Annotated in this window: 14 protein-coding genes and 3 pseudogenes; 9 read left to right on the forward strand and 8 right to left on the reverse strand. The window is 70.0% G+C overall.

Going from position 1 to position 16,180, the window contains the following annotated elements; genetic code table 11:
• A pseudogene (locus AC13HU_RS12600) lies at positions 1-386 on the reverse strand (hypothetical protein); the annotation flags it as partial.
• A gap of 153 nt (positions 387-539) precedes the next feature.
• On the opposite strand from AC13HU_RS12600, the pseudogene AC13HU_RS12605 reads away from it, so the two are divergent.
• The 3 genes and pseudogenes from AC13HU_RS12605 to AC13HU_RS12615 form a co-directional block, all read left to right on the forward strand.
• Positions 540-722 (forward strand): annotated as a pseudogene (locus AC13HU_RS12605) (helix-turn-helix domain-containing protein); the annotation flags it as partial.
• 503 nt (positions 723-1,225) lie between these two features.
• Positions 1,226-1,966, forward strand: a complete 741-nt coding sequence (locus tag AC13HU_RS12610; protein WP_483041923.1) for an NsdA family TPR-like regulatory protein — start codon at positions 1,226-1,228, stop codon at positions 1,964-1,966.
• Positions 1,967-1,988: 22 nt separating this feature from the next.
• Complete coding sequence (locus AC13HU_RS12615) at positions 1,989-2,480, forward strand: hypothetical protein (protein ID WP_483041924.1); 492 nt, start codon at positions 1,989-1,991, stop codon at positions 2,478-2,480.
• Positions 2,481-2,499: 19 nt separating this feature from the next.
• Here the strand turns inward: AC13HU_RS12615 and cutA are convergent, their stop codons facing one another.
• Positions 2,500-2,832: a divalent-cation tolerance protein CutA gene (gene cutA / locus AC13HU_RS12620; protein WP_483041911.1), complete on the reverse strand. Its 333-nt coding sequence runs from the start codon at positions 2,830-2,832 to the stop codon at positions 2,500-2,502.
• 127 nt (positions 2,833-2,959) lie between these two features.
• Here cutA and AC13HU_RS12625 point away from each other — a divergent pair.
• Positions 2,960-3,149, forward strand: a pseudogene (locus AC13HU_RS12625) (NUDIX domain-containing protein); the annotation flags it as partial.
• A gap of 1,397 nt (positions 3,150-4,546) precedes the next feature.
• Here AC13HU_RS12625 and AC13HU_RS12630 read toward each other — a convergent pair.
• Positions 4,547-4,735, reverse strand: a complete 189-nt coding sequence (locus AC13HU_RS12630; protein ID WP_483041912.1) for a UTRA domain-containing protein — start codon at positions 4,733-4,735, stop codon at positions 4,547-4,549.
• Positions 4,736-4,838: 103 nt separating this feature from the next.
• On the opposite strand from AC13HU_RS12630, the gene AC13HU_RS12635 reads away from it, so the two are divergent.
• Positions 4,839-6,065, forward strand: coding sequence for a VWA domain-containing protein (locus AC13HU_RS12635; RefSeq protein WP_483041913.1), 1,227 nt, complete (start codon positions 4,839-4,841; stop codon positions 6,063-6,065).
• Between the two features lie 361 nt (positions 6,066-6,426).
• Here the strand turns inward: AC13HU_RS12635 and AC13HU_RS12640 are convergent, their stop codons facing one another.
• Positions 6,427-6,621, reverse strand: a complete 195-nt coding sequence (locus tag AC13HU_RS12640) for an antitoxin (protein ID WP_483041914.1) — start codon at positions 6,619-6,621, stop codon at positions 6,427-6,429.
• A 462-nt stretch (positions 6,622-7,083) separates the two neighbouring features.
• Between AC13HU_RS12640 and AC13HU_RS12645 the strand changes: the two genes are divergently transcribed.
• Positions 7,084-8,709, forward strand: coding sequence for a CehA/McbA family metallohydrolase (locus AC13HU_RS12645; RefSeq protein ID WP_483041915.1), 1,626 nt, complete (start codon positions 7,084-7,086; stop codon positions 8,707-8,709).
• Between the two features lie 302 nt (positions 8,710-9,011).
• On the opposite strand, the gene AC13HU_RS12650 is transcribed toward AC13HU_RS12645, so the two are convergent.
• From AC13HU_RS12650 to AC13HU_RS12660, 3 genes are all read right to left on the reverse strand, one after another.
• Positions 9,012-9,308, reverse strand: coding sequence for a hypothetical protein (locus AC13HU_RS12650; protein WP_483041916.1), 297 nt, complete (start codon positions 9,306-9,308; stop codon positions 9,012-9,014).
• Between the two features lie 302 nt (positions 9,309-9,610).
• Positions 9,611-9,847, reverse strand: a complete 237-nt coding sequence (locus tag AC13HU_RS12655; protein WP_483041917.1) for a hypothetical protein — start codon at positions 9,845-9,847, stop codon at positions 9,611-9,613.
• Entirely contained in the window at positions 9,820-11,817 is a 1,998-nt protein-coding gene (locus AC13HU_RS12660; RefSeq protein ID WP_483041918.1) for a serine/threonine-protein kinase, read from the reverse strand. Before AC13HU_RS12660 ends, AC13HU_RS12655 begins: the two co-directional genes overlap by 28 nt.
• 88 nt (positions 11,818-11,905) lie before the next feature.
• Here AC13HU_RS12660 and AC13HU_RS12665 point away from each other — a divergent pair, with 88 nt between their 5' ends.
• From AC13HU_RS12665 to AC13HU_RS12675, 3 genes are all read left to right on the forward strand, one after another.
• Positions 11,906-13,024 carry a Rieske 2Fe-2S domain-containing protein gene (locus AC13HU_RS12665; protein ID WP_483041919.1) on the forward strand — a complete coding sequence of 373 codons (1,119 nt, stop codon included), beginning with the start codon at positions 11,906-11,908 and terminating at the stop codon, positions 13,022-13,024.
• A 94-nt stretch (positions 13,025-13,118) separates the two neighbouring features.
• Entirely contained in the window at positions 13,119-14,030 is a 912-nt protein-coding gene (locus AC13HU_RS12670) for a MurR/RpiR family transcriptional regulator (protein ID WP_483041920.1), read from the forward strand.
• Positions 14,031-14,280: 250 nt separating this feature from the next.
• Complete coding sequence (locus AC13HU_RS12675) at positions 14,281-15,726, forward strand: hypothetical protein (RefSeq protein WP_483041921.1); 1,446 nt, start codon at positions 14,281-14,283, stop codon at positions 15,724-15,726.
• A gap of 124 nt (positions 15,727-15,850) precedes the next feature.
• Here the strand turns inward: AC13HU_RS12675 and AC13HU_RS12680 are convergent.
• Positions 15,851-16,180 (reverse strand): hypothetical protein (locus tag AC13HU_RS12680; protein ID WP_483041922.1); only part of this gene is annotated, 330 nt, incomplete at its 5' end.

The following is a 16,180-nucleotide window of genomic DNA, read 5'->3' on the forward strand; positions in this document are numbered from 1 at the left end:
CCGGGGAGGAGCCGGTCGGGGCGGGCGTCGATGAGCCAGAGCACGCCATCGGCGTTGCGGTCGGCCGGCCCGCCGCAGATCTGGCAGCGCAGTCCGGCCATCGCGAGGCGCTGCCGCAGGCTGTGCACCTCCCCGAACCGCGGTTCCCCACGGCCGGGTTGGGAGGGCGTGCGCGACCACAGCACCCCGCGCGAGTCCCGGTCGTACGCCCGCTCGTCGGCGTACCGGATGCCCCGCCCGTCCCGCCGCGCCACCACCGGCATCGGCCCGTCCCGCTCCCCGCTCCACAGGGCGACGTACGGCACGGCGTCGAGCCGCCCAACCGGCGGGGTCGGCTGCCCCGTGCTGCCGCGGTGGCCCTGCGCGCTTGTACTCGGTGCCGTCATCAACGGGGTCGCCGCTCTCTCGATGTGTGGAAGTCGAAGTTCTTTCAGCGTCGGCCCGGTCGTGATCAGAGAGAAGTACCGGCAGGTGTTACCGCCTCGGTAATACGCTGGGCACGTTCGGTCACGGCCGCGGACAATGTGCCAGGAGTTCCCATGCCCGCTCTTCAGATCCCACAGGAGATTCTGACCAGGGTCGATGTGCGTTGCGCGCTCGCTGAGCACGACTTCGCGGATGCCTTCCGGATCATCAAGCAGTACGCCGGCTTCTCACAGAACCGGATCGCGATCGCCTGCGGTCTGACGCCCGGCAAGGTGTCCACCATCATGTCCGGCAGCGCGCAGATCACTTCGTACGACGTACTGGCGCGCATCGCCGACGGGCTGGGCATTCCCGGCGGCTTCATCGGCCTTGCTCCACGTCCGTGGGAAGGTGAGGTCGTACCCCCACCCGACACGGCGGAGGTGCCGGTACACATGGACTCCCCTTGGAAGAGTGACGTGACCGTGGAACTCGCAGGTCAACTCACCCGTGCGGACCACGCGATGGACAGGCGCATGCTGGCACGCGCCCTCGCAGCCACCACACTGTCGGGCGCTCATCTGCTCGACAGCCTGGAGGGCTGGATGCACCCGGGTGAGAGAGGCCGACGGCGTCCCCGCCCGGGGCGGCTGGGCCTGGGGGACGTCGAGCAACTGGAAGAGTCCGCCAAGGTGTTCCGCATGTGGGACCACCGCTATGGCGGGGGCCTGCGTCGTCGAGCCGTCCTCGGGCAGCTCTCCGAGGTCGCCGCTGCCCTGGAGGAGCACCAGGCCCCCCGATCGAGGAACGCCTCCATCGCGTGCTCGCCTACCTGGCCGGTACGGCAGCCACCATGGCATGGGACAGCGGCCTGCAACGACGAGCCCAAGACTACTACCGTCTGTCGCTGCGGGCCGCACATGCGGGTGGAGACCGGCTGTGGGGAGCCAACGTGCTCGCAGGCATGGCCCGGCAGATGCTCTACAACGGCCGGCCGCACGACGCCCTCGAACTCGTCCGCCTTGCCCAAGAGGGCTCGCGTGGTGTCGCGGGACCACGGCTACGGGCCATGCTGCGCACCCGGGAAGCCTGGGCCATGGCCGCGCTCGGACGTACCACGGCGTTCGAGAGAGCGACGGAGCTTGCCCGGCAGGACCTTGCCGACGCGTCTGCTGACGAACCGTACTGGATCAGCTACTTCGACGACGCCGAACTCACCGGGACTACTGGAGGGAGGCTCCTGGAACTGGCCCGCCAGAAACCGCGGTTGCACGCGGAACAGGCTGGTGAGCAAATCCGCGCGGCTCTCGCGCGGCGCGGCCCCGAGGCAGGCCGCAGCCATGTACTCGACCGTCTGGGACTCGCTGAGGTGTACTTCCTCTGCGGTGACCGTGTATCCGGGTGCGCTCAGACGCACGCCGCCTTGGACGCGGGTCAGCAGATGCACTCCGCTCGCGTCAGGGACGGCATGGCCCACCTGTATTCCTATACGGTCGGCCATGGCGCCTCGCCTACGGTTCGCGAGGCCCGCGCGCGGCTTCGCGAGCGCCTTTCTGACTGAACTCCGAGAGGGAGCTGACCCGTTGACCGTCCTCGCCGTCACCGGCCACATGGATCTCACCGTGGCCTCGGTGAGCTTGGTTCGAGAGGCCCTGCGCGAGGTGGTGGCGCGGTACCACGCCACCGAACTCGTCGGTGTCTCGTGCCTGGCAGCGGGTTCGGACACCCTCTTCGCGGAAGAAGTCCTCGCCGCCGGCGGTGAGTTGGTGGTGGTCATTCCGTCCCGCGACTACCGGGCGGAGAAGGTGAAGCCCGACCACGCTCCCGCGTTCGACCGGCTGGCGCAGGCCGCCGCCGAGGTGGTGGTCGCGCCGTTCGCCACGGCCGGACGGGAGGCGTACGAAGCGGCGAACCGCATTCTCCTGGAACGCGCGGACCGCTTGGTCGCCGTATGGGACGGGCAGCCGCCGAACGGCAAGGGCGGCGGCACCGCCGACGTGGTCCTGGAGGCGCGGGCGGAGGGCATCCCGGTGGACGTGGTGTGGCCGCCGGGCGCCGAGCGCGCGGGGGATTAGGGCGTTTGGACGCCGACGCCTACGGGTTCCGGCTCGGGGTGGTGCTGTCCTCCACCCACCGCAGGTACGGAGGCGAACCGGCGGTGATCGGTACGGCGACGACTTCCGGATTGTCCCAGGGGTGGTGCGCCATCAGGTGCTCTTCGAGTGCGGGATACCGCTCCGCTGTCGTCTTGAGGAGCAGTTGCCACTCCTCCCCGGTCCCGAACTCCCCGAGGTGCCAGAACACCGACGTCACCGGCCCGACCACCTGCGCCCCCGCGGCGAGCCGAGCCCGTACGACGGACTCCGCCAGCTGAACTGCCTGCTCCCGCGTCTCGGTGGCGGTGGAAACCTGTACGAAGTCAGTCACACGACAAACCTAACCGCCACGGCAATCCGCCGGCCTGTGTCTTCCCAAGACCCTTCCGACGACGCACGGCGCGCGAGATGCTCCTGCTCGCCGACATCATCTCCCCGTCCCGCGGAGGCATCACCCCATGAGGCCCACTCCAGCCGACCCCGAGGTATGGAACGCGTATCTCGCCGAAGGCAACGCCACTCAGGCCCGCAAGCGCGTCTCCGCCGATGTCCTGCTGCGCGACGAGAATGGCCGCGTGCTCCTGGTCAAGCCGACCTACAAACCGGTTTGGGACTTGCCCGGCGTGACTCCCTGAAGCCAACGAGCCTGAGCGGCCACGGCCGCCTTGTCGATTCCGTGCGCGCTTGCCATCGCGTCAAGCCAATCCCGGCGCTACGCGTCGACAGCCCGGCGCCGTCTGACCTGCGGGTTTCGGATGGCGGCCCACATCCGGCCACCGCCCGGCACGCCCTGACCGGGACTTTCAATCCATTGGTTGTGGGTTCGAGTCCCACGCGGCCTACGGGGTCGATCCTCTCCGGATGGACCTGACCTGCGGGTTCGGTGCCCCGGTCGTCTACGGACGGCCGGGGCGCAGCCGTGCCGAGGGTCCTGCGTGAGCGGACGCGCGGCTGACTCCGGGGCGGAGTCAGGAGCCGTCTTCGCGGGTGCCTTGACAAAGGGTGGTGGCTCGACCAGTGGCAGATCGAGGACCGCGGACCCAGCACCCCCGCCGAAATCCGCAACCTCTACACAGGCGGCTGCCTCGCCGCCCCTAACCCCGAAGGTCCGGTGCGCGTCCTGAACTGCGATGAGCGGCCGGACTGGCTCCTGGAACCGGCCAAGTAGAACAGGTCCCTGGAAGAACTCCGCGGCGCCCTCCCGCATCTCGTCGGCAGGGCGCCGCTGGTCTCTGTCGCTGATCCTTGACCGTTTGCCGCCCGAGGTCGACCGACAACGTTTTCGTGCCATTGCAGGTTGGCCACGCAGGTCAGTTGGGGGCGCCGCAAAAGCGAGGGCGCGCTCAGCCTCTCTGGCTTGGGCTTGGGATTGGGCTTGGGCTTGGGCTTGGGCTTGGGCTCGGGGGCGGGGGCGGCCAGGCCGCCGGCCGTATCCTGCGCTGGCGGCAGGCGAAATACGGCACTTGGTGGGCCCAAATCGCCCTGCCCGTCCCGGCCCGCGCGGTCGGGAAGATCGACGGCGAGGCGTACGACGACGTCCCCCTCGAGCTGGCCGACCCGCCGCAGCCGCCACCGACTTCGTTCTCGCCGCGGATCGCGAATGCACCCGCCCACCGCGGAACTTCACACGGCTGACTGTCCCGTGATCGCGAAACCGGCGCAGTGGACCCGCATCACCCCCCATGCCCACCGTGCGGGACGCGCGCGACATGATCCGATTCGACGACACGACCGCGTGCACCATCTGCCAGCCGCAGCCATGACATGACGCGGCCCCGCCGACGGGGGTTCGGCGGGGCCTGCGCCCTTTGAGGGTGAGGCCACATTGCACCCCGGCCGAGCGCGGCGGCCATACGCATAAATGCGCAGAGGTCAGGCGCGGCGGTACGCCGCGGTGTTCCCGGGGGCCGTTCACCTGCACCGGCACGCCAGCCTCAACCAGCCCCGCCAGCGTCCTTCGGGCAAGTTCCTCGTCCAGTTCTGTCGTCCACGCGGCGCCGCGCAGTGCGGTTGCGGCCCGATGGGCGCCAACGGCCGCTCGTCCGTCAGAGCCGTGACGGACGAATTGCCGACTCGTCGCGGCGGATCGGATGGCCGACCTCGAAGGCATCGCCGGACATGCGGGTGTCGTTGACCTCCACAACGGTTCCGGCGCGGGTGGCGGTGCGCACGATGCGCAGCAGCGGCACACCTTTCGGGAGGCGGAGGCGTACAGCTTCCTCGGGGGTGGGCATGCGGACGCATCGTTTCCGACATTCTCTCGCACTGTGGTGATCACGTCGCTACGGTTTGTAGCGGCAGGCCGGGAACGGGTACACGAGGGGATGTCCGAGGCGCATGCGAGCACTGTCTCTGAGCAAGGGTGGGAACGCGGCTCTTGAGCCGCAGGCTGTGGCGTTACAGGTGGCGACAAGAGAGACGCCTGTGGACGTTTCGGCGCTTCTGCTCGGCCCGAACGGCAAGGTCCGGAGCGATGACGACCTGGTCTTCTACAACCACCCGACGCAGAGCGGCGTAAGCGTCGCGGGCGAAACCGTCACCGCCGACCTGCCGCGTATCCCCGCAGATGTCGGCACCGTGGTGGTCGTCGCCAGCGTGGACCCGTCTCGTCCGGGGGCTGTGTTCACCACCGCGCCTGTCCTCACCGCCAACCAGGGGGAGAGCACCAGACTGACCTTTACCCCGCCGGACTTCGAAGCGGGGGAGACCGTCGTCGTACTCGCCGAGATCTATCGCCGCGCAGGAGGGTGGAAGGTGCGGGCCGTGGGCCAGGGCTACGCCTCGGGACTGGCCGGTCTCGCCACCGACTACGGCGTCGATGTGGATCCGGAGCCGGCAACGGCACTGCCGCAGCCGCGCAGTCCGAGTACGTCATCAGCCACCTCGGGCAACGGTCGGCCCAGTCTGTCGAAGGTCGAAGCGCAGGCTCCGGCTCTGGTCGCCACCACCCGCCAAGCAAGTGAGGCGCTGGCACGCTCCGGAGCAGCCGACAAGCGTGCGGCGGTGTATCTCATCCTCGACCACGACTGGGTCTCGAAGGAACTGTACGAGTCGTTCGCGGTACAGGCGTTCGCTGAGCGGGTCCTCGCTCTGTCGGTGAATCTCGATGACGACGGTACCGTGCCGGTGATCTTCTCCAGCGGGAAAGAACCGTTCATGGAGGAGATCCGGCTCGACAACTACCGTGGGCGGATCGGGAAGTTGCACACGCAGGTCGACTGGGGCTGGGGCGACGTCGGCGCGGCTATGCGTTCCGCGGTCGACCACTACCAGGAGTCCGGTGCCGCGGATCCCGCCTTCGTCATTGTCCATGTCGGGGACGAGCCCTGGGACAAGTCGGAGTTCCGTTCCCTGCTGCAAAACACCGCCAACCTGGGCGTGTTCTGGCTGTTCGTGGGCTTCGGGCGCGGAAAGCTGGCCTTCTTCAAGAACCTCAACGCTTCAACGTCCGCCATGTTCACCAACGTTGCCTTCTACGAGGCCAGCAAGAACCCCGGGGCCGTACCGGATGACACGTTCTACGCCGGTCTGGTGGAAGCATTCGGAACGTGGCTGAGCCGGTAGGGCGACGAGCCCGAAGCGCGTGCCCGTGTCGTGCGGGAGGCAGCACCGGGCGACCTCGTCAACGAGGCCCGAGTCTCCGGTCATCCGCACGGCGGTGGCCGGCACTGCGGCCCGGATCGGATACCCGCACGCCGTTGACAGCGCACCTGCGAGCTGATCGAGCGACTCCGGCCGGCAGGGCCTCTTCAAGGTTCTGGCCGATCGTGAAGGTGCGCCGGCCAGGTGGGCCCGATCAGGTCCGGGGGATGCCCCCGGACATGTCCGGGGCGTCGGCCCGGGCATGTCCGGAGCGGTGTCCGCTCGGCCGGCGGGCGGGCGAAGCACGCGGCGCCCGCGCCTTCAGCCGGGACCGCGGCGCGGACTACTCGTGCGGCGGGTTGTCCTTCCCCTCGGTTCCTCCCAGCTGATCCTTGAGCTTGTCCTGGGCGGTGTCGACCTGGCTCTGGTGCTTGCCGTGGGTCTTCTCGTCGACGAAGTCCCCGGCCTTGTCGACACCCTTGCCGGCCTGGTCCTCGTGGCCCTTCAGCATCTGTTTGAGCTTGTCCAACATGGACATGAGCGACTCTCTCCGTTGGTTCCGGCGCCACCGGGATCTCCGATGACCGCGCATGGCCATGCCACCCGGCCGGGTGGCATGTCCAGCCCAGCCAACGCCCTGATCTGCGAGGACCCCCTCGATTAGTCAGGGCGTGGGCGGGGCGCGCGGCAGCGGCCGCCGGGTTGAACATGGGCTGGGACGCGGGCAGGGACACGGGCAGGGCCGGGCGTTGTCCCCGGCGACGGGAATCTGCAGGCTCCCGGCGTGCTCGCCCCGCTCGGCGCACACCTGCCACCGGCTCTTGACGGGCAGGCCACGCCCAGGTCACCCACCGTTCCCCGACGACGCAAAGAGTCGCGGTGGGTCCCTCCGCCGAGGGCTTCCATGTATCAGCCATCGAATTCGTGAGGACAACCCATGTGCCTTGACGGGCATTGCGAGCACAACGTCGACCCCCTTGTCCCCGGGACCACAGATGTCGTGGGTGTCGCGGATGTCGCGGGTGTCGACGCCTCGGCCACCGGGCTCGGACGGCGCCGCGTGCTGGCCGCCGGGATCGCCGGTGCCGCCGCCATCACCCTGGCCCCGGTCTCGTTCGCGCAGGCGGCCGACGCCAAAACCGCGTCCGGGACCGCGTCCGGGACCGCGTCCGGCGGCAAGCACCCGGCCGGCAGCCAGGAGACCCGCGTCGTCACCGGCTTCCTGGAGACCGGCGTCGCCGACTTCGTCTACCTCCCGGTGGAGATCCCCAGCGGCGTCCAGCGGATCGACGTCTCGTACTCGTACGACAAGCCGACCGTCCCCTCGGGTGTGCCGGCCAACTCCTGCGACATCGGGATCTTCGACGAGCGCGGGATCGCGCTCGGCGGGCGCGGCTTCCGTGGCTGGTCCGGCGGGTCCCGTACGGAGTTCACGATCAGCAACGGCGACGCCACGCCGGGATACCTGCCCGGTCCGGTCGGCCGCGGCACCTGGAACATCGTGCTCGGCCCCTACCAGGTGGCGCCGCAGGGCCTGAACTACCGGGTCCGGATCACCCTCACCTACGGTGCGCCCGGCCCCGCCTTCAAGCCGAACTACCCGCCGCAGCGCGCCAAGGGCCGTGGCCGGGACTGGTACCGCGGCGACTGCCACCTGCACACCGTCTACTCCGACGGCAAGCACCTGCCGGCGGACGTCGCAGGCGGCGCGAGGGCCGCGGGCCTGGACTTCATCGTCTCCACCGACCACAACACCTCCTCCTCGCACGCGGTGTGGGGCGAGTACGCCGGCCCCGACCTGCTGATCATGACCGGCGAGGAGGTCACCACCCGCAACGGGCACTGGCTGGCCCTCGGCCTTCCGGCCGGCGACTGGATCGACTGGCGCTACCGCTCCCGCGACGACGCGTTCGCCCGCTTCTCCCGCCAGGTGCACCGCGGCGGCGGCCTGGTGGTGCCCGCGCACATGTACTGCGCGTACGTGGCCAGCCAGTGGAAGTTCGGCTTCGACGACGCCGACGCCACCGAGGTGTGGACCGGTCCGTGGACGTACGACGACGAGCACGCGATCAGCACCTGGGACCAGAAGCTGGGCGAGGCGGTCCGCACCGGCACCCGCTGGCTGCCCGCGATGGGCAACAGCGACGCGCACAGCGACCCCAACGTGATCGGTCTGCCGCACAACGTGGTCCACGCCGACGACCTGGCCACCGACGCGGTGCTGGCCGGCATCCGCGCGGGCCGCAGTTGGATCGCGGAGTCCTCCGCCGTCAAGCTCACCTTCACCGCCAGCGGCAACGGCAAACAGGCGGGCATCGGGGAGAAGTTGAGTGTTCCCGCCGAGGCGCCCGTGGACATCCGGCTGGACGTCGGGGGCGTGCCGGGCGGCACGGTCCGGTTCATCACCGACGAGGGCCAGATGCACCAGGAGTCGCTGAACGCGGCGGGCACCGGCACGGTGGTGTGGCGGACGACCGCCTCGCTCGCCGCGTACGTCCGCGCCGAGGTCCGCCACCCGATGGCCGACGGCTCCCCGGGCCAGGGCAACACCATGGGCGACGCATTCCTGTTCGGCCCGATGGCAGCGCTGACCAACCCCGTCTTCCTACAGGCGAAGGGTCACTGAGCACACCGAATCCCACGCGAGTACGCCCACGCGAGCGCGCCCACCCGAGTACTGCCGACGCGAGAACGCCCACCCGAGCGCGCCGCCCGCCGGCCCGCTCGCGTGGGAGGGCCGCAGCCGGTCCGGTCGGCGGCACGGCCCGTGCGGAAACCGCGCGCGGGCCTCGATGGGGCGCCACGGTCGGACGCTGCTCCTGCGGCAACCTGCGCCTGTACGACGGACTCCGCCACGCCTCCCACGCGCTCTTCGCCGTTTCAGGTCTTCGCGGAGCGTGCGAAGGGTGGGGCGAGCGGGCTGCACCGTCAGTCGTCCTCGCCTACGCCGCCGAGTTCCCTGATCCGCTCGGGTGACAGTCCGGTGAGGAGCGAAACGCCCGATTCGACGGAGCCGTCGAGCTTGCGCATCTTCTCCACCATGCTGGCGCGGACCTCTTCGCGGCGGATCTCCAGATAGGTCCGGACCGCCGCGGCGACCAGGTCTTTCTTGGTCATCCCGAGGAAGTGGGCGCCATCCGCGATCAGCTCGTCCACCGCTGGATCCACTTTCAAGGGCGCTGTTGCACGAGCCGCTCGGCCTTGCGCCTTCTTCGTGATCTCCACTTTGCCATCCTCCTGGTACCAAAGGGTACTCTTATTCTCCGATACTGCGTGGGCCGCGTCTGCTGGGTCGGTGAAGGAGCGGCTGTGGGTTCGGGTCCCGCGCGGGTCTAGCGCTTGACCCCAGGTCAGAGCACACGTACACGTGCCCCGGGGGCCTTGGTGTTTCCGCGGGCGCGGAGGCGACTGCTCGCCCGGTGCTCGGAAGCGCCCGGCTCGCGCAGTTCCCGGGTCGGGCCGCTTCCGGGTCGGGGCACGCCGAGCCAACTGGCCTGGCTCGTCGACCTCCTGGACCCGAAGAAGGACTATCGGCCGGCGGGGGAAGGGGGTTCGGCGATGCCGATGAAGTTCCCGGCGGTGGTGCGGATACGGACCGACCAGCCCAGCGCGGTGAGGTCGTCCGTGAGGGTCCGGGCGTCGTGGAAGACCTTCACGATGCGGTACTGGCTGCCGTCGTCGAGCCGGCGCAGCGCCACCGGGGTGGGCTGGTCCGGGAGGACGTCCTCGTACGCGGCTACAGCGGGGCCGTTGTAGAGACCCACTGGAACGGGATGGTGTGGCGGGCGAGCGACTGGCCGTAGCCGGTCGGCGGGAGCAGGACGATGTCCAGGTCGACCGGTGCGGTGCCGCCCACGTCGGTAGGCGGCAGCTCCATGCCCAGGTGGTAGTCGTACGGCTGGTTGTCCGGCACGTCGATGGGGTATTCGAAGGTGCCCGGTGCGATCGGGTAGCCGCGTTCCGACAGGTCCTCGACTCTGGGCGCGACCTGCTTCAGGAACTTGATTCCACTGCCCTCGGGAGCGGTTACCCGCAGCGCGAGATCCCGGGCGAACGCCTGGCGCGTGCTGTCGATGATCGTGGCCAACTCCCCGGACAGGGGCCGGTGCTGCTCGGAGCCGGTGGACGACGGATCGGCCACGATGTCCACGGTGCCGTTGAGTGCGCCGGTGAGGGAAGAGAGCTGAGGAATCGCCCAGTTGAGGCCGATGCCGAGGGCGTGGCAGACGAAGCGGCCGGCACACGAGGCCAGTGCGGCGGACAGTTCGTCGGGGCTTTCGGCCGTCGCCGTCATGTCGGTCAGGAGGATCGCGGTGCGCACCGCGCCGGTGTGTCCCGCGAACAGGCGGTCGGCCAGCCGTATCCAGCGGCCGAAGGCCGCCGCCGGAACGGGTTCGAGCCGGGCCAGCGCCGCGCACGCCTCGGCCTTCGTCGCCGCGCTCGCCCGGACGGTGCGCATGGTGTCGGGGTAGAGCATCCGCGCGTACTGCGAGCCCGCCACGACGGCGAACGAGACGCCGTCGTCCAGGCTGTCGACCGCGCCGCGGACAGCCCGGGTGACCGCGTGGAAGTCCCGTTCCGGCAGTTCGGTGGACAAGCCGACCAGGAAGACGACAACGCGCGGCGCGGGGGGCATGACCTGCTCCGGGGAGGCGTCGGCGCCCTGGACCGTGATCAGCGCGTAGCCGGAGGTGACGCCGGGCGGAAGGTACTCGTTGTACGCCGCGACGAGGAGGGGCTCCGCCCCGGGGGAAGCGGGACGTTCGGCGCTCGTGGCGGGCGAAGAGGGCGCAGGCGAAGAGGCCGTGGACGGATCGGCCGCGGACGGATCGGACGATACGGGTCCGGCTGTAGGAAGGTCGGGCAGTGCCCCGGACCCGTCGGGTGACCTGTGGCCGGGGCCCCAACTCCCCAGCAGCCTCAGTCGTTCGGCGACGGCTCCCGCGAAGGCGGGGCGGTCACGCGGGTCCTTGCCGAGCAACTGCCCTACCAGCCGGTCGAGTTCGGCAGGTGCACCCGGCAGCAGATCGGACACCCGCGCGGGCGCCGTATGGACGTGCTCCATCATCACGGCCCGGAAGTCCTCGTACGAGGTGAACGGTGGCCTGCCCGTGAGCAGGGCGAACAGCACGCACCCCAGGGCATAGAGGTCGGCCCTGCCGTCGACGCGCCGCCCCAGGCACTGCTCGGGCGCCATGTAGTCCGGCGTGCCCATGACGCTGCCCTCGCGGGTGAGACCGGAGTCGGCCCGTACGAATCCGGCGATGCCGAAGTCGCACACCTTGAGCCGTCCGTCGGGCAGCAGCATGAGGTTGGCGGGCTTGACGTCCCGGTGCACGATGTCGTGCCGGTGCGCGTACGACAGGGCTTCGGCGGTCTGCGCGGCCAGATCGACGGCCTGGCCCAGAGGCAGCCCGGACGGCCGCTCCCGCAGGACCTTGGCCAGGTCCCGTCCGTCGAGCAGTTCCATCACGAGGTGGAGCTGTCCGTGCTCGGTGCCGCTGTCGAAGACCTGGGCGATGCCGGGGTGTTGGAGCCGCGCGGTCACCTGGGCCTCGCGCCGGAAGCGGCTCCACAGGTGGTGGTCGGCGGCCAGCTGCGACGGCAGGAACTTGATCGCGACCCGCCGGTCGAGCTGCGGGTCGTAGGCGCGCCACACCTCGCCCATCCCGCCGCGCCCGAGCAGCGCCTCCAGCCGGTAGCGGCCGTCCACCCGCGCCCCCGGAGCGTTCACGAACCCTCCCCGCGCATAGCAGATTTGACCAACTCATTGCCGAACGCCGGGCGGGATAGGCCCGGAACAGCTGGGTACGTTCGATGATATGACGCTGCCGAAGGCGAAGCCCCCGTTGCGCAAATACCGCGATGTGGCCCCCGAGGGCGACGTCCCCACCACGCGTACCACCGGTATCGACCCGGACTTCTGGTATCCCCTCGCCCGGTCAAGGGACTTGAAGCCGGGCAGGACGCTGGCCGTGAAGTTCGCGGGGACGGAACTCGTGCTGGTGCGGCCGCGGAAGGGTGCGCCGTACGCCCTGGAGGACCGCTGCGCCCATCGCCAAGTGCCCCTGAGCATGGGTGTGGTGAAGGACGAGCAGTTGCAGTGCGGCTACCACTGCTGGGCGTACGACCGGACCGGCGCGTGCGTGAGCATCCCGTATCTGGACCGGAAGCGGACGCTGCCCAACGGGGTGCGCGCGTACGCCTGCCGGGAGGTGCACGGCTTCGTGTTCGTCTTCCCGGGCAACCAGGAGCTGGCCGAGGTCACACCCGTGCCGGAGCTGCCGTACCACCGCGACTCCCGTTACAAGACAAGGGTGTTGGACCGGGACATCGCCTGCCACTACTCCTTCATGCACGAGAACCTGATGGACATGAACCACCAGTTCCTGCACCGCAGCCTGATGGGGCGGATCCGGGCGAAGCTGCTGGACGTGCGGGAGGGCGAGGACTGGCTGGAGGCGGACTACTCCTTCTCCCGCACCGAGGGCAAGCAGTCGCTGGGCGAGCGCCTGATCATCGGCAGCGGCAACGACGACAAGTACGCCGACCTGATGACGATTCGCACCGGCTACCCGTACCAGACGCTGCGCTACTGGACCGACGGCAAGCGCGAGGAGCCCCCGGCGCTGGACCTGTGGAACGCGTACGTGCCCACCGACCGGGCCCAGCACCACAACCACACCTTCGGCCTGATCATGGTGCAGAAGCCGCCGATACCCGGTGTGATCCACCTGCTGTGGCCGGTCATCACCCTGTTCACCGAGGGCATCTTCGGCCAGGACCGGGTGATCGTCGAGGCCGAGCAGCGCGCCTACGAGACCCAGGGCGCCGACCTCAACAACGAGGTCTTCCCCATCATCCAGTCCCTCAAGGCCCTGCTCGCCCGCCGTGGGGTGCCGATCGCACCGGAGGACCTGCGCGCATCGCCGGCTGAATGATCGAATCCGCGCGATCGACGGGATTTGAATGGCGTAATCGCATGACATCATGGGCTTCCGAACGGCCGGCAGGCGTGAGCGATCGGGGAGCCGGATGGATGCCAAGGGCTACGGTCACGGGGCCGCGCGCGCGGATGTCACGGCGCTGATCCGGGCCGAGTTGCCGCATTTGACGGGCTCGTTGCGGAAGGTGGCCGAGCTGGTCCTCGCCGACCCCGGTTCCGTGATCGGCTGCTCGGCGGCCGAGTTGGGGCGGCGCACCGGCACCTCCCAGCCGACGGTGACCCGCTTCTGCCGCGCGGTGGGCCTGGATTCCTACCAGCACCTGCTGATCGAGCTGGCCCGCGAGGGCGCCCGCGGCGACGACTCCACCTGGGGCACGTCGGAGATCGGCCCGGACATCTCCCCGGACGACGACCTGCGGCGGGTCGTCACCGTCGTCGGCCAGGCCGATCTCGGCGCGGTGCAGCGGACGTTGGACACCATCGACCTCGCGGCGGTGGAACGCGCGGCGCAGGCGATCGCGCGGGCGCGGCGGATCGACGTGTACGGCGTCGGCGGCAGCGGCGCGGTGGCGGTGGAGACCGAACTGCGGCTCTTCGGGATCGGGTGCGCGGTGCGCGGGTGGAACGAGGTGCACGCCGCCAAGACGTCGGCGGCTCTGCTCACCCCGGCCGACGTCGCCATCGGCATCTCGCACTCCGGGTCGACCAGGGAGACGATCGAGCCGTTCGAACTCGCCCGGGAGCGCGGCGCCACCACGGTGGCGATCACCGCCGACCCGAAGTCGCCGCTGGCGAGGGCGGCGGAGGTCCGGCTGATCTCCACGACCGCGGAGACGTCCTTCCGTTCCGGCAGCATCGGCGCCCGGCACTCGGTGCTGGTGCTGATCGACTGCCTGTACGTGCGCGTGGCCCAGCTGTCGTACGGCCGGGCGAGCGCGTCCATGGCGCTCACCGGGCACATCGCGGGCCAGCACGTGGTGAAGGGGCGCCGCGGGCGCTGAACTCGGCAGCGGGAATCCTGCATGGTTCATTCACCAAGTCTGCGCGCAATGGTTGATTGAACCAACATGGTCTGCCAGCATGTGTGCGTCCGCCACGGTCGTCGACGGGCCGTCGAACCCGATGCGGGGCGTACCCGGGGCAGTTCCGGACGTCCCGCCGCAGCCCCACCCGCGAACTCCGCACGCCCGCGCACCGATCGGACCCGAAGCCCCCCTCCTCGTTCACGCGTTCCAACGATCGGAGTAGGCCATGCCAGAGCAGGACCCCTCGATCTCCGGCACTTCGCCCGCGATGCACCGCCGTACGCTGCTCCAGGCCGCCGGCCTGGGCGCCGGTGTGCTTGCCGCGAGCGGGATGGCCGCCGGCCGGGCGGCGGCAGCCGACCCGGCAGCGGCCGACTCGTCGGCGACCAACTCGGCTGGCGGCACGGCGAGTTCGGCGGACACGGCCTCGGCCGCCGCGGGCAGCGCCGACCTTCCGCTCACCGGCGGGCCGGACTTCCCGATCGGGCTGTTCTGGCCCCCGCATCCGTACGAGACCACGCTCGACCGCTACCAGGAGATCAGCGACGCCGGGTTCACCTTTCTGATCACCGGGAACTACCAGTTCGACCCGCAAAGCGGCGGCTACGCGCTGCAGATGGCCGATCAGGTCGGCCTGAAGGTGCTGATAGCCGGCGATCCACGGGTCCAGGCGATTGCGCAGTACATGTCGGTCACCGACGACAGGACCGTGCCGTCCTCCCTCACCACCGCCGACGCGACCTCATGGGTCCAGGCGGCGCTGGGCAGTTACGCCAGTCACCCCTCCCTCGCCGGGTTCAACGTCTTCGACGAGCCCGCCCAGTCCCGGTTCCCCACGGTCGGGGCGCTCACCGACATCGTGCGCAAGGTCGCGCCGGGCCTGCTGCCGTACTCCAACCTCGTGCCGGGCAACGGCCCGGGCTACGCGGCCTTCGTGCAGGCGTACATCGACACGGTGCAGCCGCCGCTGATCTCGTTCGACCGGTACCCGATCCTCGCCGACGGCATCGACATCAACTACTTCGACAACTGGGCGATCTACCGCGAGGCGGCGCTGAAGTCCGGCCTGCCGGCATGGACGTACATCCAGTCGGTGGGCTTCAACAACCACCGGGTGCCCACCGCCTCGCAGTTGGCGTGGCAGACCAACGTCAGCCTGGCGTACGGCTGCAAGGGCATCCAGTACTTCACCTACTGGACACCGGACCCGGCCCGCGGCGAGGGCTTCACCAAGGCGCTGATCACCCCCGAGGGCAAGCAGACCCCGCTGTACGGCGCGGCCCGGAAGCTGAACCGCAACTGGCTCCAGCCGGTCGGTCGCCAACTCAAGCCGCTGGTCTCGGAGTCGGTCCAGCACGCCAACGACAATCCGCTGCCGCCCAGCGCCGTCGCCTTCGCCCCGGGCGACCACCTGACTTCGGCCACCGGCGACGCCGCCGTCATCGGGCTGTTCAGGAACGCGCAGGACGACGGCACCCGCTACCTGCTCGTCACCAACCGGAACCCCGACGGCGCCGCCTCAGTGCGGCTCGGCATCAACCAGAAGAACGTCGGGGGCGTGTCGGACTTCGTGCCGGCCACCGGCAGGTACAGCGGCGCGGCCCACCCGGGCACGCTGCACGTCCACCTCAAGGCGGGTGCGGCAGCGCTGTACCGCCTGTCGCCGCGCTGAGTTCGAGCGACCGAGGGTCCGTCGGCCCGCCCGCACCTGGTGTGCGGGCGGGCCGTCGGCGTGACGGGTCGGCGGCGCGGCGGATCAAGGGGTCGGCGCCTTGGCGAGTTGACGGGACGGTACGTCAACGGCACACGACCGCTGAGGAGTTGTCGCCGGACGCGGCGGCGGGGGTGGTGGAGACCGTGATGCCGATGTATGGGCGCTCGGGGTCCGGGGTGATGTCCGAGAGCTTGCCGTTGTAGGTGAAGCTGTGTGCTCCCTTGGGGAATTGCTCGGTCTGGGGAGAGACCAGGGCGATCGCGCCCTGCGAAGTGCCCGTGGCGCTGCGCCACCAGGTGGCCCGCAGGCTTCCCGCGCCGCCGTCGTAGCGGACACGGATCGTGGCGTTCGCCGTGTCCGTGCGGCCGCCGGCGGTGCACCGGACTCCCGTGATGGCGACGGAGGCGACGTG

It is taken from the genome of Streptomyces sp. NH27 (assembly GCF_056859195.1).